General features: G+C 70.3%; 22 protein-coding genes and 2 tRNA genes. 20 read left to right on the forward strand and 4 right to left on the reverse strand.

The genetic code is table 11. The features are described 5' to 3' along the window. Window positions 1–553 precede the first annotated feature (553 nt). The 11 genes from dnaN (at window position 554) to ACZ6WH_RS21410 (ending at window position 14340) form a co-directional block, all read left to right on the forward strand. Window positions 554–1684 carry a DNA polymerase III subunit beta gene (gene dnaN / locus ACZ6WH_RS21360; RefSeq protein WP_361553368.1) on the forward strand — a complete coding sequence of 377 codons (1131 nt, stop codon included), beginning with the start codon at window positions 554–556 and terminating at the stop codon, window positions 1682–1684. A 264-nt stretch (window positions 1685–1948) separates the two neighbouring features. Then, window positions 1949–2827 (forward strand): phosphogluconate dehydrogenase (NAD(+)-dependent, decarboxylating), encoded by an 879-nt coding sequence (gene gnd, locus ACZ6WH_RS21365; RefSeq protein ID WP_432856846.1) that lies wholly within the window; start codon window positions 1949–1951, stop codon window positions 2825–2827. Window positions 2828–2900: 73 nt separating this feature from the next. Next, window positions 2901–4034 carry a DNA replication/repair protein RecF gene (recF, locus tag ACZ6WH_RS21370; protein WP_469729923.1) on the forward strand — a complete coding sequence of 378 codons (1134 nt, stop codon included), beginning with the start codon at window positions 2901–2903 and terminating at the stop codon, window positions 4032–4034. Then, entirely contained in the window at window positions 4035–4592 is a 558-nt protein-coding gene (locus tag ACZ6WH_RS21375; protein WP_432856843.1) for a DciA family protein, read from the forward strand. Window positions 4593–4982: 390 nt separating this feature from the next. Further along, window positions 4983–7013, forward strand: coding sequence for a DNA topoisomerase (ATP-hydrolyzing) subunit B (gene gyrB / locus ACZ6WH_RS21380; protein ID WP_469729924.1), 2031 nt, complete (start codon window positions 4983–4985; stop codon window positions 7011–7013). 49 nt (window positions 7014–7062) lie between these two features. Then, entirely contained in the window at window positions 7063–9687 is a 2625-nt protein-coding gene (gyrA, locus tag ACZ6WH_RS21385) for a DNA gyrase subunit A (protein ID WP_469729925.1), read from the forward strand. A 15-nt stretch (window positions 9688–9702) separates the two neighbouring features. Further along, window positions 9703–10377 (forward strand): DUF3566 domain-containing protein, encoded by a 675-nt coding sequence (locus tag ACZ6WH_RS21390; RefSeq protein ID WP_469729926.1) that lies wholly within the window; start codon window positions 9703–9705, stop codon window positions 10375–10377. Window positions 10378–10490: 113 nt separating this feature from the next. After that, window positions 10491–10564: transfer RNA gene (locus ACZ6WH_RS21395), tRNA-Ile, on the forward strand. Window positions 10565–10721: 157 nt separating this feature from the next. After that, a complete protein-coding gene (locus ACZ6WH_RS21400) occupies window positions 10722–10856 on the forward strand; it encodes a DLW-39 family protein (protein ID WP_003958712.1) in 135 nt (44 codons plus the stop codon). 167 nt (window positions 10857–11023) lie between these two features. Then, window positions 11024–12901, forward strand: a complete 1878-nt coding sequence (locus ACZ6WH_RS21405; RefSeq protein ID WP_469729927.1) for a vWA domain-containing protein — start codon at window positions 11024–11026, stop codon at window positions 12899–12901. Beyond that, complete coding sequence (locus ACZ6WH_RS21410; RefSeq protein ID WP_469729928.1) at window positions 12895–14340, forward strand: hypothetical protein; 1446 nt, start codon at window positions 12895–12897, stop codon at window positions 14338–14340. Before ACZ6WH_RS21405 ends, ACZ6WH_RS21410 begins: the two co-directional genes overlap by 7 nt. Window positions 14341–14508: 168 nt before the next feature. Here ACZ6WH_RS21410 and ACZ6WH_RS21415 read toward each other — a convergent pair whose 3' ends face one another. Together ACZ6WH_RS21415 and ACZ6WH_RS21420 are read right to left on the reverse strand one after the other, a co-directional pair. Then, complete coding sequence (locus tag ACZ6WH_RS21415) at window positions 14509–15870, reverse strand: serine/threonine-protein kinase (protein ID WP_469729929.1); 1362 nt, start codon at window positions 15868–15870, stop codon at window positions 14509–14511. A gap of 33 nt (window positions 15871–15903) precedes the next feature. Beyond that, window positions 15904–16449, reverse strand: coding sequence for a helix-turn-helix domain-containing protein (locus tag ACZ6WH_RS21420; RefSeq protein WP_361553396.1), 546 nt, complete (start codon window positions 16447–16449; stop codon window positions 15904–15906). A 117-nt stretch (window positions 16450–16566) separates the two neighbouring features. Between ACZ6WH_RS21420 and ACZ6WH_RS21425 the strand changes: the two genes are divergently transcribed. Next, window positions 16567–16639: transfer RNA gene (locus ACZ6WH_RS21425), tRNA-Ala, on the forward strand. A 78-nt stretch (window positions 16640–16717) separates the two neighbouring features. Here ACZ6WH_RS21425 and ACZ6WH_RS21430 read toward each other — a convergent pair. Continuing rightward, a complete protein-coding gene (locus ACZ6WH_RS21430) occupies window positions 16718–17431 on the reverse strand; it encodes a DUF5324 family protein (RefSeq protein ID WP_432856827.1) in 714 nt (237 codons plus the stop codon). 446 nt (window positions 17432–17877) lie between these two features. On the opposite strand from ACZ6WH_RS21430, the gene ACZ6WH_RS21435 reads away from it, so the two are divergent. Together ACZ6WH_RS21435 and ACZ6WH_RS21440 are read left to right on the forward strand one after the other, a co-directional pair. Beyond that, entirely contained in the window at window positions 17878–18405 is a 528-nt protein-coding gene (locus ACZ6WH_RS21435; RefSeq protein WP_399716670.1) for a peptidylprolyl isomerase, read from the forward strand. Window positions 18406–18591: 186 nt separating this feature from the next. Next, complete coding sequence (locus tag ACZ6WH_RS21440) at window positions 18592–19521, forward strand: rhomboid family intramembrane serine protease (protein ID WP_469729930.1); 930 nt, start codon at window positions 18592–18594, stop codon at window positions 19519–19521. Window positions 19522–20125: 604 nt separating this feature from the next. Here the strand turns inward: ACZ6WH_RS21440 and crgA are convergent. Beyond that, the gene (gene crgA, locus ACZ6WH_RS21445; RefSeq protein WP_030615198.1) at window positions 20126–20383 is read right to left on the reverse strand and encodes a cell division protein CrgA; all 258 of its coding nucleotides are present in this window, start codon (window positions 20381–20383) and stop codon (window positions 20126–20128) included. A gap of 141 nt (window positions 20384–20524) precedes the next feature. Between crgA and ACZ6WH_RS21450 the strand changes: the two genes are divergently transcribed. The 6 genes from ACZ6WH_RS21450 to ACZ6WH_RS21475 all read left to right on the forward strand — a co-directional run bounded on the left by ACZ6WH_RS21450 (window position 20525) and on the right by ACZ6WH_RS21475 (window position 25262). Next, the gene (locus ACZ6WH_RS21450) at window positions 20525–21295 is read left to right on the forward strand and encodes a DUF881 domain-containing protein (RefSeq protein WP_432856821.1); all 771 of its coding nucleotides are present in this window, start codon (window positions 20525–20527) and stop codon (window positions 21293–21295) included. Between the two features lie 131 nt (window positions 21296–21426). Next, window positions 21427–22167 carry a class E sortase gene (locus ACZ6WH_RS21455; protein ID WP_469729931.1) on the forward strand — a complete coding sequence of 247 codons (741 nt, stop codon included), beginning with the start codon at window positions 21427–21429 and terminating at the stop codon, window positions 22165–22167. A 71-nt stretch (window positions 22168–22238) separates the two neighbouring features. After that, a complete protein-coding gene (locus ACZ6WH_RS21460; RefSeq protein WP_361553413.1) occupies window positions 22239–22415 on the forward strand; it encodes a hypothetical protein in 177 nt (58 codons plus the stop codon). Next, window positions 22412–23050, forward strand: coding sequence for an aminodeoxychorismate/anthranilate synthase component II (locus tag ACZ6WH_RS21465; RefSeq protein WP_469729932.1), 639 nt, complete (start codon window positions 22412–22414; stop codon window positions 23048–23050). The genes ACZ6WH_RS21460 and ACZ6WH_RS21465 overlap by 4 nt, the downstream gene beginning before the upstream one ends. Beyond that, window positions 23047–24453 (forward strand): class E sortase, encoded by a 1407-nt coding sequence (locus ACZ6WH_RS21470; protein WP_469729933.1) that lies wholly within the window; start codon window positions 23047–23049, stop codon window positions 24451–24453. The genes ACZ6WH_RS21465 and ACZ6WH_RS21470 overlap by 4 nt, the downstream gene beginning before the upstream one ends. 23 nt (window positions 24454–24476) lie before the next feature. Beyond that, complete coding sequence (locus ACZ6WH_RS21475) at window positions 24477–25262, forward strand: class E sortase (RefSeq protein WP_469729934.1); 786 nt, start codon at window positions 24477–24479, stop codon at window positions 25260–25262. Window positions 25263–25296: the final 34 nt, after the last annotated feature.

Consider the following 25296-nt stretch of genomic DNA (forward strand, 5'->3'; position numbering starts at 1 on the left):
TTCCACAGGCTGTGCGCGCGACTGTCCACCGGCCGCCCACAGGAGAAGCGGTGTTGTGCACACCCCGTCCACATCGCTGTCCACTGTTCGGCAAGGCAACACCCCCTCTCACTGGCGCGAGTGAAAGCGGTCACACCAAAGTGCCGGGTTGGGCTGTGGGGAACCTGGGTAAAGCTGGGGATGGCACTGGGGAGAAACCGGCCTGCCCTGTGCATCGGGTGTGCACAACCGGCGGCGGTCCACAGCATCGGCCGGTTGTCCACGGCTGCGCCCACAGTCACCGGTGGACAAAATTCGGGCTCTGACCTGCGCAAAAGCAGTTGTCCACGGTTTCCACAGCCCCTACTACTACGACCACGGATATCTAGCGGGGAACTCGTTTCGAATCGGGTGCTGTGCACAACTTGGGGACCGGGCCTCTCCGAGCTCTCGTCCCGACTTGCCCCCGAGCCGCACCGGCTGTCGGTGGCGTGCGTCAGACTGGTCTCCGGCAACCCAGCCGACGACGAAGGCCAGCAGGGCGAGAGCCAGCAACAGCAGGAGGCGGTTTCCGGTGAAGATCCGGGTGGAGCGCGATGTACTCGCGGAGGCAGTGGCCTGGGCGGCCAAGAGCCTCCCGGCCCGTCCGCCGGTGCCCGTCCTCGCGGGCCTGCTCCTGAAGGCGGAGGACGGCTCCCTGAGCCTCTCCGGCTTCGACTACGAGGTCTCGGCGCGGGTCTCGGTGGACGCGGAGACCGAGGAGGAGGGCACGGTCCTCGTCTCCGGCCGGCTGCTCGCCGACATCTGCCGCTCGCTGCCGAACCGTCCTGTGGAGATCTCCACAGACGGTGTACGAGTGACCGTGGTCTGCGGCTCCTCCCGCTTCACCCTCCACACACTGCCTGTGGAGGAGTACCCGGCGCTGCCGCAGATGCCCACCGCCACCGGCACCGTCCCCGGTGAGGTCTTCGCCTCCGCTGCTGCCCAGGTCGCCATCGCGGCCGGCCGTGACGACACCCTCCCGGTGCTCACCGGTGTCCGCATCGAGATCGAGGGCGACACCGTCACCCTCGCCTCCACCGACCGCTACCGCTTCGCGGTCCGCGAGTTCCTGTGGAAGCCGGAGAGCCCGGACGCCTCCGCCGTCGCGCTGGTCCCCGCCAAGACGCTGCTGGACACCGCCAAGTCGCTGAGCAGCGGTGACACGGTCACGCTGGCGCTCTCGGGCTCCGGTGCCGGCGAGGGTCTGATCGGCTTCGAGGGCGCGGGCCGCCGTACGACGACCCGCCTGCTGGAAGGCGACCTGCCGAAGTACCGCACCCTCTTCCCGACCGAGTTCAACTCCGTCGCGGTGATCGAGACCGCTCCGTTCGTCGAGGCCGTCAAGCGTGTGGCGCTGGTGGCCGAGCGGAACACCCCGGTGCGGCTCAGCTTCGAGCAGGGCGTGCTGATCCTGGAGGCCGGCTCCAGCGACGATGCACAGGCTGTGGAGCGGGTGGACGCGCAGCTGGACGGCGACGACATCTCCATCGCCTTCAACCCCGGCTTCCTTCTGGAGGGCCTGTCGGCGATCGACTCCCCGGTGGCCCAGCTGTCCTTCACGACCTCGACCAAGCCCGCGCTGCTGAGCGGCAAGCCCGCCGCCGACGCCGAGGCGGACGACGCCTACAAGTACCTGATCATGCCGGTGCGTCTGTCGGGCTGACCCCGCGGGCCCTCCGGCCGGGAGTGCGAGGGTCGCCCCTCGCAAGGCCGCAGTGTGCCGGTGCGCCTCTCCGGCCGAGCAGGCGCGCGGTGCCCTCCGCCACATTCGGAAGGCCGTTCGGACCGGCTCCGTACGGCCGCCCGTATGACGGGGCTGACCTGCGGCTTATGAGCGGCTGAGCCCACAGCTGTGCACGGCCCTTCGGGCGTAGGCTCGACGTAGGTCAGGTACAAGGGCAACGACTATGTGCAAAGAGGGTCTCTGATGGAGCTCGGTCTCGTCGGTCTCGGCAAGATGGGCGGCAACATGCGCGAGCGCATCCGCCGCGCCGGCCACACGGTCATCGGTTACGACCGCAATCCCGACCTCGCGGATGTCTCCAGCCTCAAGGAGCTGGTGGACGGCCTGCAGGGTCCGCGGGTCGTGTGGGTCATGGTGCCGGCCGGCGCCGCCACCCAGGCGACGATCGATGAGCTGGGTGAGCTGCTGTCCGAGGGCGACATCGTCGTGGACGGCGGCAACAGCCGCTGGACGGACGACGAGAAGCACGCCGAGGAGCTGCGCGCCAAGGGCATCGGCTTCGTCGACTGCGGCGTCTCCGGTGGTGTGTGGGGCCTGGAGAACGGTTACGCGCTGATGTACGGCGGTGCCGCCGAGGACGTGGCGAAGGTCCAGCCGATCTTCGACGCACTCAAGCCGGAGGGCGAATTCGGCTCCGTGCACGCCGGCAAGGTCGGCGCCGGCCACTTCGCGAAGATGGTCCACAACGGCATCGAGTACGCGATGATGCAGGCCTACGCCGAGGGCTGGGAGCTGCTGGAGAAGGTCGACTCCGTCACGGACGTGCGCGAGGTCTTCCGCTCCTGGCAGGAGGGCACTGTCATCCGCTCCTGGCTGCTGGACCTGGCGGTCAACGCGCTGGACGACGACGAGCACCTGGAGAAGCTGCGCGGTGTCGCGGCCGACTCCGGCGAGGGCCGCTGGACGGTCGAGGCCGCGATCGACAACGCGGTGCCGCTGCCGGCGATCACCGCGTCGCTGTTCGCGCGGTTCTCCTCACGTCAGGAGGACTCGCCGCAGATGAAGATGATCGCCGCGCTGCGGAACCAGTTCGGCGGCCACGCGGTCGAAAACACGAAGTAAGCAGTCCGGGCTTCCGGGGCAGGCGTCCCGGAAGCCCGCAGCAGTACCACGCCGGGGGAGGTCGGCGCCCTTTATGCATGTCGCGCATCTGTCGCTCGCCGACTTCCGCTCGTACGCCCGGGTCGAGGTCCCGCTCGACCCGGGCGTCACCGCCTTCGTCGGGCCCAACGGCCAGGGCAAGACCAACCTCGTCGAGGCGGTCGGCTATCTCGCCACCCTCGGCAGCCACCGCGTCTCCTCCGACGCCCCGCTGGTCCGCATGGGCGCGGAGCGGGCGATCGTCCGGGCGCAGGTGGTGCAGGGCGACCGGCAGCAGCTGGTCGAGCTGGAGCTGAACCCCGGCAAGGCGAACCGGGCCAGGATCAATAGATCCTCGCAGGTCAGGCCGCGTGACGTGCTCGGCATCGTACGGACGGTCCTGTTCGCGCCGGAGGACCTGGCCCTCGTCAAGGGCGACCCGGGCGAGCGGCGGCGCTTCCTCGACGAGCTGATCACGGCGCGCTCGCCGCGGATGGCGGGGGTGCGCTCGGACTACGACCGCGTGCTGAAGCAGCGCAACACCCTGCTCAAGAGCGCCGCCCTGGCGCGCCGGCACGGCGGCCGGAAGATGGACCTCTCCACGCTGGACGTGTGGGACCAGCACCTGGCGCGGGCCGGTGCGGAGCTGCTCGCGCAGCGGCTGGACCTGATCGCGACGCTGCAGCCGCTGGCGGACAAGGCGTATGAGCAGCTGGCGCCGGGCGGCGGCCCGGTCGCGCTGGAGTACCGCGGTTCGGTGGGCGAGCGACTCGCCGAGGCGTCGAACCGTGAGGAGCTGTACGAGCTGCTCATGGAAGCGCTGGGCGAGGCCCGCAAGAACGAGATCGAGCGGGGCGTGACCCTGGTCGGTCCGCACCGCGACGACCTGCTGCTGAAGCTGGGGCGACTGCCGGCCAAGGGGTACGCGAGCCACGGCGAGTCCTGGTCGTACGCGCTGGCGCTGCGGCTGGCGTCGTACGAGTTGCTGAGCAGTGAGGGCAACGAGCCGGTTCTCGTCCTGGACGACGTCTTCGCCGAGCTGGACTCCCGTCGGCGGGAGCGGCTGGCGGAGCTGGTGGCGCCGGGCGAGCAGGTGCTGGTGACGGCGGCGGTGGACGACGATGTGCCGGGCGTGCTGGCGGGGACGCGGTTCGCGGTCTCCGAGGGCACGGCGGAGAAGGTGTCGTAAGTGAGTGAGCAGTCCGGTCCACAGGACCCCCCGGGACCCGAGCAGCCCCGGCCGCCGGAGCTGTCCGGCATCGATCTGGCGCGGCAGGCGCTGGTGGCCGCGAAGGAGCAGGCGCGGGCGCGGGGCGCGGCCGCGCAGCAGAAGAAGCAGGCCAGACGCGGGGGCGGGCTGCGATCGGGAGCACGCGCGGACGGGCGTGATCCGCTGCCGCTGGGTGCGGCGATCAACCGTCTGATCACCGAACGGGGCTGGGAGACGCCGGCCGCGGTCGGCGGGGTGATGGGGCGCTGGCCCCAGCTCGTGGGTGCCGAGGTGGCGCAGCACTGCGAACCGCAGAAGTACGACGAGGACGCCCGGGTGCTGACGGTGCAGTGCGACTCGACCGCCTGGGCTACGCAGCTGCGGCTGCTCGCTCCGACGCTGGTGGCACGTCTGAACGAAGACCTGGGCCATGGCTCGGTAAAGATCATCAAGGTGCTGGGGCCGGGCGGCCCGCCCCGGAAGTACGGCTCGCTGCGGGCTCCGGGGAGCAAGGGTCCGGGCGACACGTACGGCTGATCCGTACATGCGCGGCCGAAGGCCACCGTTTCACGTGAAACCAGGGCCCTGGAGGGTGCCTGTACGTGGCGAGATGTCCGGGGATGTTCCGGTGTGACGGATGAGACTCCGCTCACCGTAGTCGGAGGTTGACAGCCCGAAGCGCTGAGTGCCGGTGTGAGCGTCCTGGAGGCCCTCCTCAGATATGGGGAGTCGGTGGATGTCGGTTCAGGGCGGCACGTGAGGACTCAGGCGCCCGCAAACCCCCATGAGTGTCGGCGCTACCGGTAGACTGATGGCAATCCCGCCCACTCGCGGAACATGTCGAACGACGCAGCCGCTCCTGACCGGCACGGGGCCTCCCCGCCGGCGGCAGGAGAAGGCTCGTGCCTGTGCCAGAAAGGGCGCTTCGTGGCCGACTCCGGCGACCTCAACGAGAACATCACGGCTTCTACCGAAGAGGGGGTTTCTGCCGGCGCCAGTGGCGGCTCCTCGGAAGAGAAGTCGTACGACGCCAGTGCGATCACTGTCCTTGAGGGCCTGGACGCGGTTCGCAAGCGACCGGGTATGTACATCGGCTCCACCGGCGAGCGCGGTCTGCACCACCTCGTGTACGAGGTCGTCGACAACTCCGTCGACGAGGCGCTGGCGGGCCACGCGGACACCATCGACGTGACGATCCTGCCCGACGGCGGCGTGCGCGTGGTGGACAACGGCCGCGGTATCCCGGTGGGCATCATCCCCTCCGAGGGGAAGCCGGCCGTCGAGGTCGTGCTCACCGTCCTGCACGCGGGCGGCAAGTTCGGCGGCGGCGGCTACGCCGTCTCCGGTGGTCTGCACGGAGTGGGCGTCTCCGTGGTGAACGCCCTGTCGCAGCGGGTCTCCGTCGAGGTCAGGACCGACGGCTACCGCTGGACACAGGACTACAAGCTGGGTGTGCCGACCGCGCCGCTGGCCCGTAACGAGGCCATCGAGGAGACCGGGACGTCGGTGACGTTCTGGGCCGACGGCGACATCTTCGAGACGACCGAGTACAGCTTCGAGACGCTGTCCCGGCGCTTCCAGGAGATGGCCTTCCTCAACAAGGGCCTCACCATCCAGCTCACCGACGAGCGCGCGGCGCACGTCGACGAGGACGGCAAGCCGCTCTCCGTCCGGTACCACTACGAAGGCGGCATCGTCGACTTCGTGAAGTACCTGAACTCCCGCAAGGGCGAGACGGTCCACCCCACGGTCATCGACGTCGAGGCCGAGGACAAGGAGCGGATGCTCTCGGTGGAGATCGCGATGCAGTGGAACACCCAGTACACCGAGGGTGTCTACAGCTTCGCGAACACCATCCACACCCACGAGGGCGGTACGCACGAAGAGGGCTTCCGCGCCGCGCTGACCGGCCTGATCAACCGGTACGCGCGCGACCGCAAGCTGCTCCGCGAGAAGGACGACAACCTCACCGGCGAGGACATCCGCGAGGGCCTGACGGCGATCATCTCCGTCAAGCTCGGCGAGCCCCAGTTCGAGGGCCAGACCAAGACCAAACTGGGCAACACCGAGGCCAAGACCTTCGTGCAGAAGGTCGTGCACGAGCACCTCACGGACTGGCTGGACCGGAATCCGAACGAGGCCGCGGACATCATCCGCAAGGGCATCCAGGCCGCGACGGCCCGCGTCGCCGCCCGCAAGGCGCGCGACCTCACCCGCCGCAAGGGCCTGCTGGAGACGGCGTCGCTGCCGGGCAAGCTGAGCGACTGCCAGTCCAACGACCCGACCAAGTGCGAGATCTTCATCGTCGAGGGTGACTCCGCGGGCGGCTCGGCCAAGTCCGGCCGTAACCCCGAGTACCAGGCGATCCTCCCGATCCGCGGCAAGATCCTGAACGTCGAGAAGGCCAGGGTCGACAAGATCCTGCAGAACCAGGAAGTCCAGGCGCTGATCTCGGCCTTCGGCACGGGCGTGCACGAGGACTTCGACATCGAGAAGCTCCGCTATCACAAGATCATCCTGATGGCGGACGCCGACGTCGACGGCCAGCACATCAACACCCTGCTGCTCACCTTCCTGTTCCGCTTCATGCGGCCGCTGGTCGAGGCCGGGCACGTCTACCTCTCCCGCCCCCCGCTGTACAAGATCAAGTGGGGCCGGGACGACTTCGAGTACGCCTACTCCGACCGCGAGCGCGACGCCCTCATCGAGATGGGCAAGCAGGCCGGCAAGCGCATCAAGGACGACTCGGTCCAGCGCTTCAAGGGTCTGGGCGAGATGAACGCCGAAGAGCTGCGCGTGACCACCATGGACACCGAGCACCGCGTGCTCGGCCAGGTCTCGCTGGACGACGCGGCCCGCGCCGACGACCTGTTCTCCGTGCTCATGGGCGAGGACGTCGAGGCACGACGCTCGTTCATCCAGCGCAACGCCAAGGACGTCCGCTTCCTCGACATCTGAGCCCGTCGGCCCGTAACGCAGCCGCAGCTCGAAAGGACTTTGAACAGCAATGGCCGACGAGAACCCCCCTGTGACCCCGGACGGCGTGACCGCCGAGGGCGCGCCCGCCGCCATCGAAGGCGTGGGCATGCGCGTCGAGCCCGTCGGGCTCGAGACGGAGATGCAGCGCTCCTACCTCGACTACGCGATGTCCGTCATCGTCTCGCGTGCCCTGCCCGACGTCCGGGACGGCCTCAAGCCGGTGCACCGCCGCGTCCTGTACGCGATGTACGACGGCGGGTACCGCCCCGAGAAGGGCTTCTACAAGTGCGCCCGTGTCGTCGGTGACGTCATGGGTAACTACCACCCGCACGGCGACTCCTCGATCTACGACGCGCTGGTCCGCCTGGCGCAGCCGTGGTCGATGCGGATGCCGCTGGTGGACTCCAACGGCAACTTCGGTTCCCCGGGCAACGACCCGGCCGCGGCCATGCGGTACACCGAGTGCAAGATGGCCCCGCTGTCCATGGAGATGGTCCGGGACATCGACGAGGAGACCGTCGACTTCCAGGACAACTACGACGGCCGCAGCCAGGAGCCGACGGTCCTGCCGTCGCGCTTCCCGAACCTGCTGATCAACGGCTCGGCCGGCATCGCGGTCGGCATGGCGACCAACATCCCGCCGCACAACCTGCGCGAGGTCGCGGCCGGCGCCCAGTGGCACCTGGAGCACCCGGAGGCCTCCAACGAGGAGCTCCTGGACGCCCTGATCGAGCGGATCAAGGGCCCGGACTTCCCGACCGGCGCGCTGGTCGTGGGCCGCAAGGGCATCGAGGAGGCGTACCGCACCGGGCGCGGCTCCATCACGATGCGCGCGGTGGTCGAGGTCGAGGAGATCCAGAACCGCCAGTGCCTGGTGGTCACGGAGCTTCCGTACCAGGTCAACCCCGACAACCTCGCGCAGAAGATCGCCGACCTGGTGAAGGACGGCAGGATCGGCGGCATCGCCGACGTCCGCGACGAGACCTCCTCGCGCACCGGCCAGCGCCTGGTCATCGTGCTGAAGCGGGACGCCGTCGCCAAGGTCGTGCTGAACAACCTGTACAAGCACACCGACCTGCAGACGAACTTCGGCGCCAACATGCTGGCGCTGGTCGACGGCGTGCCGCGCACGCTCTCGCTGGACGCGTTCATCCGCCACTGGGTGACGCACCAGATCGAGGTCATCGTCCGCCGGACGAAGTTCCGGCTGCGCAAGGCCGAGGAGCGGGCGCACATCCTGCGCGGCCTGCTCAAGGCCCTGGACGCCATCGACGAGGTCATCGCCCTGATCCGGCGCAGCGACACGGTCGACGTGGCGCGCGAGGGCCTGATGGGTCTGCTGGACATCGACGAGATCCAGGCGAACGCGATCCTGGAGATGCAGTTGCGGCGCCTGGCGGCCCTGGAGCGGCAGAAGATCACCGCCGAGCACGACGAGCTGCTGGCCAAGATCCGCGAGTACAACGCGATCCTGGCCTCCCCGGAGCGCCAGCGGCAGATCGTCAGCGAGGAGCTGACCGCGATCGTCGACAAGTACGGCGACGACCGGCGCTCCAAGCTGGTGCCCTTCGAGGGCGACATGTCCATCGAGGACCTGATCGCCGAGGAGGACATCGTCGTCACGATCACCCGTGGCGGCTACGTCAAGCGCACCAAGACCGACGACTACCGTTCGCAGAAGCGCGGCGGCAAGGGCGTCCGCGGCACGAAGCTCAAGGAAGACGACATCGTCGACCACTTCTTCGTGTCCACCACCCACCACTGGCTGCTGTTCTTCACGAACAAGGGCCGGGTCTACCGCGCCAAGGCGTACGAGCTGCCCGACGCGGGCCGGGACGCGCGCGGCCAGCACGTCGCGAACCTCCTCGCCTTCCAGCCGGACGAGCAGATCGCCCAGGTCATGGCGATCCGGGACTACGAGGCGGCGCCGTACCTGGTCCTCGCGACCAAGGCCGGCCTGGTGAAGAAGACCCCGCTGAAGGACTACGACTCGCCGCGCTCCGGTGGTGTCATCGCCATCAACCTGCGCGAGCAGGAGGACGGTTCGGACGACGAGCTGATCGGCGCCCAGATGGTCTCCAGCGACGACGACCTGCTGCTGATCTCCAAGAAGGCACAGTCGATCCGGTTCACCGCGACGGACGACTCGCTGCGCCCGATGGGCCGTGCCACCTCCGGCGTCAAGGGGATGAGCTTCCGCGAGGGCGACGAGCTCCTCTCGATGAACGTGGTGCGGGCGAACACCTACGTCTTCACCGCCACCGACGGCGGGTACGCCAAGCGCACCAACGTCGACGAGTACCGCGTCCAGGGTCGCGGCGGCCTCGGTATCAAGGCTGCGAAGATCGTGGAGGATCGAGGAGAGCTGGTCGGCGCGCTGGTGGTCGAGGCGAGCGACGAGATCCTCGCCATCACCCTCGGCGGTGGGGTGATCCGCACGCGGGTCGACGAGGTCAGGGAGACGGGCCGTGACACCATGGGCGTCCAACTGATCAACCTGGGCAAGCGCGATGCCGTCGTCGGTATCGCCCGGAACGCCGAGGCCGGTCGCGAGGCCGAAGAGGTCGAGGCGCTGGCGGACGGTGAGCCGGCCGACGACGCGGCGCAGGACCAGGCCCCGGCGGCCGGGGGCGAGGAGCCCGCGGCGGAGTAGCACGAGGAGTAGGTCGTGAGTGGAGCCACGGGTGCGCAGGCGGGCGGATCGGACGAGGGCAGGAAGCCCTCTTCCGGGCCCGCGACCGTGACGGGCGGCGCCCGTGGCTCCGATACTGGCGACGGCCCCCACAAGGAGGCCGCCGCCGAGGGGGGAACCGTGACCGACACCAGGCAGCCGCAGCCGGAGGCACAGCCGCAGCCCGAGCCCCGCCCGCAGGGCAGCGAGGGCCAGCCGTACGTCCCGCCGTCCGCGTACCCCGCGGGGGGCGGCAAGCCGGGGCTGCGGGTGCCCCGCCCGGGCGTCCGTACGACCCCGCGTACGCGCAAGGCCAGGCTGCGCGTGTCCCGTGCCGACCCGTGGTCGGTGATGAAGGTCAGCTTCCTGCTCTCCATCGCGCTGGGGCTGTGCACGCTGGTCGCGGTGTCGGTGCTGTGGATGGTGATGGACGCGATGGGCGTCTTCTCCACGGTCGGCGGCACGATCAGCGAGGCCACCAGCTCCGACGGCGGCTCGGGCTTCGATCTGGAGACGTTCCTGTCGCTGCCGCGGGTGCTGATGTTCACCGGTGTCATCGCGGCGATCGACGTGGTGCTGGCGACGGCGCTGGCCACGCTCGGCGCGTTCATCTACAACCTCTCGGCAGGCTTCGTGGGCGGCGTGGAGCTGACCCTGGCCGAGGACGAATGACCTGGTGCGGGCCGCCGCTGAGGGGCTTTCGCGGCCGGCCCGGTCATCGATTTGGGTCATGGCTCTGAAGTGCGCTAATCTTTCGGTGCAGCCAGCGAGGCGGCAACAAGCCAGGGGCTATAGCTCAGACGGTTAGAGCGCTTCCCTGATAAGGAAGAGGCCACAGGTTCAAGTCCTGTTAGCCCCACCGGCAAGGATCGGCCCGGGCGGAGAATTCTCCGCCCGGGCCGATCTCTTTGTGCTTCTCCGGAGTTGGGGTCGGACTAGGTCACCGATTGATATCGACCGGTGTGTATCATCGGCCCCCGAAGGTCCCCTACGTCAACGAAAGACGAGGTCGCGCGGTGAAGAAGCTTCTCCTGGTCGCACTGGCCGCCATCGGCGGGCTCCTCGTGTACCGCCAGATCCAGGCGGATCGCGCCGAGCAGGATCTGTGGACGGAGGCGACCGACTCCGTGCCCGCAGGTTCGGGCGTGTGAGCCCCAGTTCCGTACGTACGTGACCCCGGTCCCCGCTCGGCGGTGGCCGGGGTTTCGTCTGTCCGGCGCCGTTGCGGGACTGTGACACTCGATGGGTTGAGTTTGCTATAGCACACCACTAGGTTGCGATGGCAAACGTGATCGGTGGGCAGAGGGGGACGGGCGACATGGCACGACGACGCCGGAGGACGGCGGCCGCACTGACCGGGGGGCTGCTCCTCACGCTCCCGGTCGCGCCGCAGGCGTCCGCTGAACCGTCCTTCACCAGCGCCGGCATGGTGATGGTGCTGGACTCCTCCGGCTCGATGGCGGAGCCGGACGGCTCCGGGCACACCCGGATCGCCGCGGCCCGCAAAGCGGTCGGCACCGTCGCGGACGCCCTCCCCGACGGATTCCCCACCGGGCTGCGCGTCTACGGCGCGGACAAGAACCGCGGCTGTGACGACACCCGCCTCGTCCAGCCGGTACGGCCGCTGGACCGGGCCGGCCTGAGGAAGGCCGTGGCCGACGTCGGGCCCAAGGGCGACACCCCGATCGGCCTCTCGCTCAAGAAGGCCGCCGCCGACTTCCCACGCGGCAGCGACGGCCGCCGCACCATCGTGCTCATCTCCGACGGCGAGGACACCTGCCAGTCCCCGCCGCCCTGCGAGGTCGCCGGGGAACTCGGCAGGTCTGGCGTCGACCTGCGGATCGACACCATCGGCTTCCAGGTGCGCGGCAAGGCCCGGGAACAGCTGGAGTGCGTCGCGGAGGCGGGCAACGGCCGCTACTACGACGCCCCGGACGCCGATGCCCTGGCCCGCCAGATGCAGCGCGCGGGCAAGCTCTCCGCCGACGGTTACCGCTTCCGGGGGAAGCAGGTGCGCGGCACACCCGCACGCTCCGGTGCGCCCGCCCTTGCGCCGGGCCAGTACCGGGACACCATCGGCCCCGGTGAGCAGCGCTTCTACGAGGTGAACCTCGACGACAGCGCCACCGCCGACTTCGCCGCCACCGCCGTCCCGCACCCGGGCGCCGCCGTCGACACCACCACCGTGCTGCGCACGCAGCTCGCGTACGGCACCGACAGCGCTTGTGAGACCCGCACCGAGCTCTTCGGCCAGAACGAGGGCGCCGCACCGCTGACTTCGGGCGTCAGCCGGGTGCCGTCGGAGGACGGCCACGGCAGCTGCGACAAGGCCGGCCGCTACTGGTTCGTCGTCGAACGTGAGGCCGCCGACGGCTCCGACGCCGCCCGCTGGCCCCTGGAGCTGACCTACCGCAGCGAACGGCCCCTCAAGAAGGGCGTGACACCGGCTCAGTCGGAGCCCGAGTACGGCGCCGGCGGCCAGGACGCGGTCGTGCCCTCCGGTGCCCCGAAGGACGTCACCGGCGGCACCGGCTTCAACGACGCCAGGGAGATCGGCGAAGGCGCCTGGCGCGACAAGGTCCTGCCCTCACAGACGCTCTGGTACAAGGTCCCGGTCGGCTGGGGCCAGCAGCTGCGCTACGACGTGGAGTTCGCCAACGAGCCCACCGTGAAGGGGTACAGCGCGCAGACCTCGTACGGCGCCACGCAGGTCTACACCCCGGCCCGGCAGCCCGTCGGCAGCGGCACCGGGGAATTCACCCCGCAGACGCCCTACAACGGGCGGCAGACGGCGCTGCGCATGGGCACCGTCCCGGTCAGCTGGACCAACCGCTACGAGAGCGACCCCAACGTCGCCCCCGTGCACCGCGCCGGCGACTTCTACCTGGCCGTCACCCTCGGTGCCAAGGCCGCGGAGATCGCGGATAATCCGCGGATCGGTGTGGTCCTGCGGGTGGCCGTGCTCGGCGACGCGAAGAGCGGCCCCCAGGCGCACGCGGCGGTGGCGAAGGATTCCGCCACCGCCGCGGACAGCGGCACGGCCGGCGGTGGAGTATGGGCGGCGCGTCCGGTGATCGCCGCCGTCGGCATCGGTGCGGGAGTCCTGCTCCTCGCCGGCCTCGCGGTGGCGTACCTCAGGGGCCGGGGCAAGCAGCGCACGACCGGAACGGGCTCGGGAGGGGCAGGCACGTGGTGAGGCGGCGCACGATCAGGAGGGGGCTGGCCGGCCCGGTGGCGCTCGGCGTTCTGGCGCTGCTCCCCGGGGTGGCCACGGCGGACACGAAGCTGCCCACGTACGCGCCCGCGCAGGACGCCACGCCCGTCAAGGGCCGGGCGAGCACGGCGGACGCCCCGTCCGTCCGCCCCGGCACGTACAGCGACTCCATCGGGCGCGGCGAGGAGCGGCGCTACGCCCTCACGCTGGACACGAAGACCACCGCGTACGTCTCGGCGGTGGCCGCGCCCGCGCCCGGGAGCAAGGTCGAGGACTACACCGACGGGCTGACCGTGTCCCTCCAGGACAACAGCGGCACGACCTGCGGCACCGACGGCGACGCGCGGTACCGGGGCGGCAGGACGGCTTACCCCCTCGCCGCCTACGCCACCCGCCGTGTCGGCGGCGACTTCTCGGAATGCAAGCAGGCCGGCCGGTACTACGTGGTGGTGAAGCGTTCCGGCGACGCCACCTCGGGCCCCGACCGCTGGCCCCTGGAGCTGCGCTACATGACCGAGCCGCAGCTGAGCGGCCCGGCCCCCGGAGAGCCCGGGGAAGGCAGTTGGAGCAGCGCAACGCCCGCGGCGCCCACGGGGGGCGCGGAGAAGCGCGTCACGGGAGGCACCGGCTTCAACGACGCCGCCTCGGTGGGGAAGGGCCAGTGGAGCGACCGCATCCGGCCCGGCGAGACCCGCTTCTACCGGGTGCCGGTCGACTGGGGACAGCGGCTGAACGTCAGCGCCGAGCTGCCCAGCGCCCCGAAGCAACCGGGCGTGGGCGTCTCGACGTTCACCCCGGACGCGTTCGGCCTGACCGCGTACAACCCGGCACGCGGCGTGGTGAGCGACGAGGCCTTCGAACCGTACGAGGGCCGGCAGAAGGAGGCGCGGCTGTTCACCGCGCCGGTGCACTACGGGAACCGCTCCGGCGACGACCAGTCCGTCCGGGCGATGAGCGTCGCGGGCTGGTACTACCTGGAGGTCTCCCTCAACCCGGACGCCGCGAAGTTCTTCAAGAAGGGCGCGGACGTCACCCTGCGGGTGGACCTCAAGGGAGCGGCACAGGCCGGCCCCCGGTACGCGCGGCCGGCCGCGGACTTCTCCGTCTCGCCCGAGGACCGGGAGCTGGCCGAGACGGGCCGTACGGCGTCCGAGGCGGAGCGCCACGGGAACCTGCAGACGGTCGGGTTCACCGGCCTCGGCGTCGGCGCGGTGCTGCTCGCCGGGCTCGGCGTGTGGACGGTCGCGGCCCGGCGCAAGGCCGCTGCGGGCGCCACGGCGGTCACGGGGCCGGCCGCGGGCGCGCCGGGAGCCCCGATGCCCGGCCCGGGAGTCCAGATGCCCGGGCAGCAGCCGTACGACGGCCGGAGCGGGCCTCAGGACGCCGGACAGGGATACGGGCAGCCCCCGCGGGGCCGGTGAGCCGCGGGGGCCGCACAGGCCCGTCAGGGGCCTCGCGCGGGCCTCTCCGCCCGGCTGCGGGCGTCGAGGGCGGGCCCCGGCGGCTCCGGCCGCTCCGGCCGTGAGCGCGCCTCAGGGCCGCCACGGGCCGTTGTGCCCGTAGCGGCCGTCAGCCGGCGGTCACGCCCGTCAGCCGGCTGTCAGCGCCCAGACCCCCACCGCGATGCACAGCAGCGCGACGACCAGCACCGGCACGGCGACCTTCGCGGGCGGCCCGGTCCGTACGGGCTTCGCGCCGTGCCCACCGGGCCCGGCGGGTGCCGGGGCCTGGCCGGGCACCCGGGGCTGCCCCATGGTGTACGGCCGGGTGAGCGGCAGGTCCCCCCGTACCGGCGCGGTCGGCTCGTAATGCCGCAGGGGCGGCGCGGACGGCGTACCGGGCGGCGGATGGCCGGGCCCCGGTACGAGCGGGGTCCCGGGCCCCGAAGGGGACGCGTCGGGGCCCGCCACCGGGAAGCCGGGGCCGGACGGGGACGGATCGGGGCCGGGCGCCGGGAGCGGCGCCGGAGTGGACGGCGTGGGCGGCCCCTGCGGGAGGGGCGGCGCCAACGGGAAGCTGCCGGACGCCGACACCGAAGGCCCGCTCAGGTCGCCGCCTCGTGCACCCCCGCCCGCCGGCCCCTCGGGCCCGTACCCGGAGGGAAGCGGCCCGATGTGGTCGAAGACCTCGACGATCTCGTCCTCGACCGTCTCCTCGGGCAGCAGCTCGACGGCCGACAGGAGCGCTTTGCGGGCCCCGTTCGCCGTCCGGAAACGCGCGTCGGGATCCGGGTGCAGCAGACCGGCCAGGACCTGCCACAGCGGCTCGGGGACGTCCTCGGGCGCCCCGGGCACCCCGTGCTGCACGAAGAGCTCCACCAGCGCCTGGGCGTCCGGCTTGTTGCCGGTGAGCAGGAACAGGCCGAGCAGGCCGACCGCGAAGAGATCGGCGGGGAAGTCCGGCTCTGAGCCGAGCAGTTGTTCCGGAGCGAAGTAACCGGGCGTCCCGACCACGTAGTTGGTGTCGGTGAGCCGCGGCTCCCCCTTGCGCATCGAAATCCCGAAGTCGGAGACGCGCACGTGCGGCCGCCCCGTACCGGTGGCCTCCAGAAGGATGTTGGCCGGCTTGATGTCCCGGTGGACCACGCCCTCTTCGTGCACCGCGGCCAGCCCCGAGAGCACCTGGTCCAGCAGCAGGCACGCATAGCGCGGCGGCAGCGGCCCGTAGTCACCCACCAGGTGCGCCAGCGAACCGCCGTTGACCAGGTCCATCGTGAACAGGACCTTGTCGTCGTCGGCGGCCCAGCTGGCCGGCGCGAGCACATGCGGATGATCGATGCGCAGCGCCTGTTCCCGCACGAAGCGCAGCAGCGTGTGCGCGTCGCTCTGCTGCAGCACCTTGGCCGCGACGTACCGGCGGCGCCGCTGGTCCCAGGCGCGCCACACGGCGCCCACCCCGCCCCGCCCGATCGGGTCGATCAGCTCGTACCTGCCGGCGAAGACCTCACCCATGGCGCCGCGTCCGCTCCCTCACAGCATGCGTGACTAGTTCTGGTGCGCTTCGTAGTGGGCCACCGCGTCCGCGGTCCGCCCCGCCCCGTAGACCCGCAGGAACTCTGCCAGTTCGGGATGGGTGGCGGCGAGCGAGTCCGCCGCGTCGATGATGTCGCCGGCCGCCGCGACCGACCGCAGCAGCGACTGGATCTCCCGCACGACTCGACGCACGGTGGTGGCGCCCGTGGTGGAGGTCTGCGTGGTGTTGTTCAGGACGGACCCGCCTGCCGTCTTCTTGATCTCGTCCATCCGCTCGGTGGCCTCGGCGGCGCTGACACTGCCGTCGGCCACCTGGCTCGACAGTTCCTGGAGCGCCTGCACACGCTGGACCACCGCCGGGTTGCCGATCTTCGCGCGCTGGCCGCTCATCAGCTGCGACAGCATGGGAGCCGAAAGCCCGAGCACGGCGGCGAGACGGGCCTGATTGAGGCCGAGATCGTCGATGAGACGCCGGAAGAGCGCCCCCAGAGGCTCTCCGTACCAACTGCGCTGCAGCTCCCGAGCGCGCGCGGTGGCTTCCTGCTGTGCTGCGTCCATGGCGTCTCCCCTTCGCTTCGCTGCCGCGAATCTCGCGAAGCATCCTACGGAGAGCGACCGTCCGGAGCGATACCCGGTCGGGAAAGCGGGCGGGTACCGGGTATTCTGGTGCGCGACGGGGCCTTAGCTCAGTTGGTAGAGCGCTGTCTTTGCATGGCAGATGTCAGGGGTTCGACTCCCCTAGGCTCCACAGAAGAAGCCCTCCGAACTGCGGAAACGCGTTCGGAGGGCTTTCTGCTGCGGCGGCGGGACCGCGATCCCGCCCGCCTTACGGCTGCCCGTGGCGTTCGTCCGCCTCGGATTCCGCCTGCTTCGCCTGGACCTCGGGGTCCAGGACCGCGCCGGGGCTGCCGTCCACGGCGCTCAGCGGGGTGCGCTCGCCGACCTCGGTCGCGGCGGGCGGCTCGACCAGCCAGTCGGGGTTGGCCTGCTTGTCCCACCACTTCCACGCGGCGTAGGCGCCGCCGGCGAGGATGCCGAGCAGGGTGACCCGCTTGAGGGCCTTGCCGGTACGCGCCCGGCGGCGGTGCTTCTTGGCGAGCTTCTCGATCTCGGCGGCGGTGACATTTCCGCGCAGCGCCGCCAGCGCGGCGGACCCGCGCAGCACGGCCTCCTCGCGGGCGGGCTCGGCCGCCGCACGGGCGTTGCGTACGGCCTTCTCCACGCGCGGGGCTGTGTAATCGGTGGCCTGCCGGGCGGCCTTGCGGGTACGGGCCGCGGCCTTGGTCGCGGCGGCGTCGACCTTCGGGGGCAGCGCGCCGCGGGCGTGTTCCAGGCGGGGCTGCAGCCGTGCGTCGTACTGGTGACGGGCCTGATGCGCGGCCTCGGTCACCTTCGGGGCCAGTTTCGTACGGGCCTCATGGCTGAGGTGCACGGCGGTCTCCTTGGCCGTGCCGGCATACGGAGCCACCACCTCCGCGGCGTGCCGCACGCTCTCCTTGGCCGTGCCGGTCGCGGCGCGCACGCTGTCCTTGCGGGTCACGGGATCCTCCTCATCGGTGGCGTGTCCGGGCTCGGGGGCGCTTGCCCACGTCTGCTGTCTCTCGCCTCTCCGCCCGCTTGCAGATCATGCCTGCGCAGCGGACGTACGGCACGTGCTGGCGGGCATCCGGGTCAATGCGGACTTCGGGCGCCTTGTGATGACAATGCCACGGTTCGGCGCGGCGTGCGCCGATTAGGCGGCTTCCGGCCGCGGTATCGCGATTCGGCGGTTTCTCGCCCCCTGTCTGCGTTTCCTGTCGTCCAGCCGGTACCGGTCGATGACCGCTTCCCGACCGGAATGTACGGGTCCCCGCTGACGGGCGCGGGAAACGTCGGGGAGGGGGGAAATCAGTGCGAACACCGGTCGTGAGGTGGCGTGCGGGGGACGGGCGCGGCCGTTCGTGCGAGGATCGGGAACCGTCAGTGAAGACTTATGGAAGGTAGATCGTGGCTGAGCAGCTCTACGCCACCCTGAAGACCAACCAGGGCGACATTGAACTTCGGCTCCTGCCGAACCACGCCCCGAAGACGGTCAAGAACTTCGTCGAGCTCGCCAAGGGCGAGCGTGAGTGGACGAACCCGGCGACCGGTCAGAAGTCCACGGACAAGCTGTACGACGGCACCGTCTTCCACCGGGTGATCAGCGGCTTCATGCTGCAGGGCGGCGACCCGCTGGGCAACGGCACCGGTGGCCCGGGCTACGAGTTCGCCGACGAGTTCCACCCCGACCTGGTGTTCGACCGTCCGTACCTGCTGGCCATGGCCAACGCCGGCCCGGGCACCAACGGCTCGCAGTTCTTCATCACCGTCTCGCCGACCGCGTGGCTGACCGGCAAGCACACCATCTTCGGTGAGGTCTCCAACGAGGAGAGCAAGAAGGTCGTGGACGCCATCGCGACCACCCAGACGAACCCCCGCACCGACCGTCCGGTGAACGACGTCGTCATCGAGCAGGTCGTCGTCGAGACCCGCTGAACGGCGTCGTCGTCGAGCCGGCCGTCAGGACCCGCCCGCCTCGGCGAGGACGCGCCGGCACCGGCCGGTCACCCCTGCCCGCGCTCGGCCGCGGGCGGCGTGGAACCATGACGCCCCGCCCGGTCGTAGACCAGGCGGGGCGCGCAGCGTGTCGGTGCCGCGGGCCACTGACGACGAGGGGTAGCGATGGAGCAGGCGCCAGGCAATCCGCAGGAACCGCGGGACGCCCAGGGCGGAAACGGTTCGCCGGAGGACCGGAACGACGCGCGCGGCTGCTACCGCCACCCCGACCGGGCCACGGGCATCAGCTGCACCCGCTGTGACCGGCCGATCTGTCCGGAATGCATGGTCAGCGCCTCCGTCGGCTTCCACTGCCCGGAGTGCGTACGCGGCGGCAGCGGCACGGGGCACGCGCCGGGCGCAAACCGGCCCCGCACGGTCGCCGGCGGCGCCCTGACCGCCGACCCCAGGCTGCTCACCAAGATCCTTATCGGCGTCAACACCGCGGTCCTCGTCGTGGCCCTGGTGCTCAAGGATCCGTTCGTCAACGCGCTGGACCTGGTCGGCTGGGCCTTCGACCCCGGCGAACTGCACGTCGTCGGCGTCGCGCACGGCGAGTGGTACCGCCTGATCACCGCGATGTTCCTGCACGAGCAGGTCATGCACTTCGCGTTCAACATGCTCTCGCTGTGGTGGCTGGGGCCGCCGCTGGAGGCGGCGCTCGGCCGGGTCAGGTTCCTCGCGCTGTACTTCCTCGCCGGACTGGGCGGCAGCGCCCTGTCGTACCTGCTCGCCGCGCAGAACCAGCCGTCGCTGGGCGCGTCCGGCGCGATCTTCGGGCTGCTGGGCGCCACGGCGGTGCTGCTGCGCCGGCTGAACTACGACATGAAGCCGGTACTGATCCTGCTCGGCCTCAACCTCGCCTTCACGTTCCTGTGGCCGAACATCGCCTGGCAGGCCCACGTGGGCGGCCTGGTGGTGGGCGCCGCGGTGACGTACGCGATGGTCCACGCCCCGCGCGGCCGCCGGAACCTGGTCCAGGCCGGCGCCTGCGTACTGGCGCTCCTGGTGATCGTCGCGGTGGTCTGGGTACGCACGGCTCAGCTGACGGGGTGAGGCTCGCCCAGCGGGGGCGGGTGGCTCGGTCCTCATGAGAGGGGGAGGCCTCGCCCTCACCGGAAACGTCGGCTTGTTTGCCCACAGGAAACGGCCGACCCGCATCCCCCACAGGAACACCGGTATACCCACAGGCCACCCGCGGGGGGTGACCGGCCGTTCACTTGTCCACAGCTCGTGTCGGCCTCTGTGCGCACCGTGCAGAATTTCGGTAAGGGGGACCACTGCAGGGACGTTTTCCCAGTACAACCCAGTGGTCCCGAGGCGTTCGCGCCACCCGCCTCCGGTGTGACCGGCGTCAACCCCACGGGGGTTATCCACAGATCTTCTGAAGTTTTCCCCGGCTGTGGATAACCGTGTGGATGGTCTTGGGCACAGCTTGCGTTCAGCGCGCTTTCCGGGCCCGCTCCAAGGCGCGCAGCCACGCCGCCCCAAGGTGTGCGGGGCCGCACCGCTCCAGGAAACGGCGCCCTCGCCGGGCCGGTACGCGTCGCGCCGGCCTGGCGATTCGGTCGGCGCCGACCCGGTGATCAGGTCGCACTTGCCCGGTGATCAGGCAGCGCGGAAGGCCGGGGCTACTTCCGCCGCGTGGAGAGGGGCCGGGCTACTTCCACTGCGTGGAGACGCCGAAGCCCACCGCGATGAAGCCGAAGCCGGCGACGATGTTCCAGTTTCCCATCGACTTGATCGGCAGATCGCCCTCGGTCACGTAGAAGCACACGATCCAGGCCAGGCCGATCATGAACATCGCCAGCATCAGCGGCGCCACCCAGCCCCGCCCTGAGTTCAGCTTGATCGAACTGGTCTGCTTCGCCGGCGGCGGCGTGAAGTCGTCCTTCTTGCGGATCCGTGACTTCGGCACGAGGAACTCTCCTGTCGATGCGCTGCGTAACCGCGCGGATGTACAAGGCTGGCGCCGGTCGGGGGGCGTCGGGGATCGGGTGCTCCCCCCGGGCGTCCGTTAGCGTAGTGCTTCCGCGGCGTCGTAAGGAGTAAGGGTACGTTGAGCAATTCCGCTGACTCCCCCGGCCGCCGTCCGCGTCCGCGGCTGCGCCCGGTACGGCTGTTGACGCTGACGGTCTTCGCGCTCGCCGGACTGCTCTTCTGGATCAGCTTCGACACCGCACGCGGCACCAACCTGCGCTCGGACGATTCGATGCTGCGGCTGTCGGACCTCATCCAGGACCACAGCCAGAAGAACAAGATCCAGGACGAGCGCAACGCCTCCCTCCGTTCCGACGTCGACCGGCTCGCCGACGAGGACAGTGGCAGCACCGATGCCGACAAGGCCCGGGTGCAGGCGCTGGAGAAGAACGCGGGTACGAAGAAGGTGTCCGGCCAGGGCCTCTCCGTCACCCTCACCGACGCCCCGCCCAACGCCACCGCCAAGATCCCCGGCGTGCCCGAGCCGCAGCCCAATGACCTGGTGATCCACCAGCAGGACCTGCAGGCCGTCGTCAACGCCCTGTGGAAGGGCGGCGCCAAGGGCATCAAGGTCATGGACCAGCGGCTGATCTCCACCAGCGCGGTCCGCTGCGTCGGCAACACCCTGATCCTCCAGGGCCGCGTCTACTCCCCGCCCTACACCGTCACCGCCGTGGGCGACCGCCAGGCGCTGTCCGACGCGCTCAACACCTCTCCCGCCATCCAGAACTACCTGCAGTACGTCGACGCCTACGGACTCGGCTGGAAAGTCGAGCCGCGCGGAACGATGACTCTGCCCGGTTACTCCGGCACAGTGGATCTCCACTACGCACAGCCTGTGCAGCCGTAGCGCGCTCCGGCGCGCCGGAGCGCCGAGGAGGGGGTGCGAAGCTCCTTGAGGGGCGGCGGCTGGGTGACGGGAGGGCGGGGTGCGAAGCTCCTTGAGGGGCGGCGGCTGGGTGACGGGAGGGCGGGGCCGGAATGTCGGTGCGGTGGGTCGTCAGGACGTTCAGCGAGCTGTGCCTCACCGTCGGCAGCCTGATCGTCCTCTTCGTGGTCTACGTGCTCTTCTGGACCGGCGTACGGGCCGACAGCGCGATGGACGGCGAACTCGGCAGGCTGCAGGAACGCTGGTCCACAGGGCCGGTCGGCACCGCCTCGCCCGCCCCCGGCGGCCCGTCCCAGGACGGGACCGCCGCTCCGGGTGAGGGCGGCCCGTCGGACGACGGATCGCCGCCGCGGCCCGCCTTCCGGGATGGTGAGCCCTTCGCCGTCATGTACATCCCGCGCTTCGGCCGCGACTGGGCCAAGCCCGTCCTGGAGGGCACCGCCACCGGCACCCTGAAGAAAGGCCTCGGCCACTACGCCCGCACCGCCGGGCCCGGCGCCACCGGCAACTTCGCCGTCGCCGGCCACCGCCGCACCTACGGCGACCCGTTCAAGGACTTCCCGCGGCTGCGGCCCGGCGACGCGGTCGTGATCAGCGACGGCACGACGTGGTTCACGTACCGCATCGACAAGCGCCCCTACCGCACTCTCCCCGGCGACATCGGGGTCATCGACCCCGTACCGCGCAAATCAGGCTACGAAGGCCCCGGCCGTTACCTCACCCTTACGACCTGCGAGCCAGAGTGGGGGCACAGCCACCGGCTGATCGCCTGGGCGCACCTGGACGCGACCGAGCCCGTGGCCGGGGGACGTCCGTCCGCATTGCGCAGCTGAGCCACACCGCCGGGACTCGCCCCTTACTCTGGTGGGGCAAATGACCATTGGCATCGGCAAGTAGGGACAGCATGTACGGCTGGATCTGGCGGCATCTGCCGGGCAACGCATGGGTGAAGGCACTGATCTCGCTCGTGCTCGCGCTGGCGATCGTCTTCCTGCTCTTCCAGTACGTCTTTCCATGGGCGGAGCCGCTGCTGCCCTTCGGTGACGTCACGGTGGACCAGGGAATGGGGGCCGTCCGATGAGCGCGAAGATCCTCGTCGTCGACAACTACGACAGCTTCGTCTTCAACCTCGTCCAGTACCTCTACCAGCTCGGTGCCGAGTGCGAGGTGCGGCGCAACGACGAGGTGGAGCCGGGGCACGCACAGGACGGTTTCGACGGCGTGCTGCTGTCGCCCGGCCCTGGCGCGCCCGAGCAGGCCGGTGTCTGCATCGACATGGTGCGGCACTGCGCGGACACCGGCGTACCGGTCTTCGGCGTCTGCCTGGGCATGCAGTCCATGGCGGTGGCGTACGGCGGCGTCGTCGGCCGCGCCCCCGAGCTGCTGCACGGCAAGACGTCCCTGGTGACGCACGAGCACAAGGGCGTTTTCCAGGGCCTGCCCTCGCCGTTCACGGCCACCCGGTACCACTCGCTGTCGGTCGAGCGGGACACCCTGCCGGACGAGCTGGAGGTCACCGCCTGGACGGAGACCGGCCTGGTCATGGGCGTACGCCACCGTGAACTGCAGGTCGAGGGCGTGCAGTTCCACCCGGAGTCGGTGCTGACCGAGTGGGGCCACGGAATGCTCGCCAACTGGCTGGTCGAGTGCGGTGACGAGGGAGCTGTGGAGCGTTCGACGGGGCTTGCCCCGGTGGTCGGCAAGGCCGGCGCGTGACCGCGCTCCGCCCCGAGCGCGAAGGCACGTCGTCGTACGGTCCTTACGATTCGTACGGCGACCCTGCCGCGTTCGAGGCGGCCGTCGGGCAGCTCGGCGATCCCCTCACGGACCCGCTGCCCGGCCAGAACGGCGGCCAGGGGGCGGAGCCGGTCCAGAACCAACAGGCTGCCTCCGCGTACGACCAGGCGGCCCGCCCGTACGATCAGCTTTCCGACTTCCAGCAGCCTTCCGACTTCGCGTCGGTTGCCGGCTATCAGCAGGCCGTCGATTACCAGCAGCCCGCTGCCTACGAGCCGACCGCCCTCTTCGACCGGATCCCGGCACACGACCAGCCTCCGGCACCGGGTCGGGCTTCGGCGTACGACCAGCCTTCGGCGTACGAGCAAGGTCCGGCCCATGACCAGGCCTCGGCTCATGCGGCGCTCGCCGCTGCGGACACCGTCATCGCGCCGGCCGTTCCGCCCCTGCCCGCCGATGAGGAAACGATGGCGCTGCGGCAGGCGGACCCGAAGGCCGTGAAACGGCCCGAGGACGCTGTTTCACGTGAAACAACGCCTCCGACGACCGGTGGCCGCGCCGAGCGGCGCAGAGCGGCGCAGGCGGCCGCCAAACGGGGCGGCAGACGCGGCCGCCACGCCACCCCGGCCGCGGAGACCCCTCCCGAGCCCGTGCCGACGTCGCGGGTCGCCGCGCGCCAGGCCGCGCGTGCCCGCAAGGAGAGCGTCGGTGTCGTCGCCAGCCGGATCACCGGCGAGGCGTTCATCACCCTCGGCGTGCTGATGCTGCTGTTCGTCGCGTACCAGCTGTGGTGGACCAACGTCCTGGCGCACAACGAGGCGGGCGGCGCGGCCAACAACCTCCAGCAGCAGTGGGACAAGGACGGCGAGGACGAGAAGCGCGCGGCGGGCGCGTTCTCGCCCGGCGAGGGCTTCGCGATCATGTACATCCCGAAGCTGGACGTGAAGGTCCCGATCGCCGAGGGCATCAGCAAGCACGAGGTCCTGGACCGCGGCATGGTCGGCCACTACGGCGAGGGCAAGCTGAAGACGGCGATGCCCTGGGACAAGACCGGCAACTTCGCGGTGGCTGGCCACCGCAACACCCACGGTGAGCCGTTCCGCTACATCAACCGGCTGGTGAAGGGCGACAAGATCGTCGTCGAGACCCGCAGCCGCTTCTACACGTACGAGATGGCGAGCATCCTCCCGCAGACCCTGCCCTCCAACGTCGGTGTCATCGGTCCGGTCCCGCCCGGCTCCGGTTTCACCGGGCCCGGCCGGTACCTCACGCTGACCACGTGCACCCCGGAGTTCACCAGTACCTACCGGATGATCGTGTGGGGCAAGATGGTCGAGGAGCGACCGCGGAGCAAGGGCAAGCCGGATGCGCTCGTCAGCTGAGCACCATCAGGGGGTACCACGCGGTGACTGCCACCGGACAGGACGCGGACGTCGAGGGCGTCGAGGGGACCGATGACACCGGGGCGTCCGGGTCGTCCGGCGCGGCGTCACGGCCCGCGCCGCGGAAGGTACGGCGCCGAATAGCCGCGGTCGTCAGCTTCATCGGCGAACTGCTGATCACGGCCGGCGTGGTGATGGGCCTCTTCGTCGCCTACTCGCTGTGGTGGACCAACGTCCTCGCCGACCGCGAGGCGCACCACCAGGGCGACCGGATCCGGCAGCACTGGGCCGATTCGCCGGGGCCGGAGGAGCAGAAGGAGCTGGACACCAAGGACGGCATCGGCTTCCTGCACGTCCCCGCGATGAAGAACGGCGAGGTGCTGGTCAAGAAGGGCACCAGCAGCAAGATCCTCAACGATGGGGTCGCCGGCTACTACACCGACCCGGTGAAGTCCGCGCTGCCGCAGGACAAGACCGGCAACTTCACGCTTGCCGCGCACCGGGACGGACACGGCGCCAAGTTCCACAACATCGACAAGCTCAAGGACGGCGACCCGATCGTCTACGAGTCGCAGCACCGCTGGTACGTCTACAAGGTCTTCGCGACCCTGCCGGAGACGAGCAAGTTCAACGTCGACGTGCTGAACAAGGTCCCCAAGGAGTCCGGCAAGCGCAAGCCGGGCCGCTACATCACCCTGACGACCTGCACGCCGGTCTACACCTCGAACTACCGCTACATCGTCTGGGGCGAGCTGGTCCGTACCGAAAAGGTCGACGCCGACCGCACCCCGCCGAAGGAACTGCGCTAGCCGCCACCGCCGTACGCGGCGAGCGAGGCGGGTG

This window comes from Streptomyces sp. NPDC050806, from assembly GCF_055586425.1.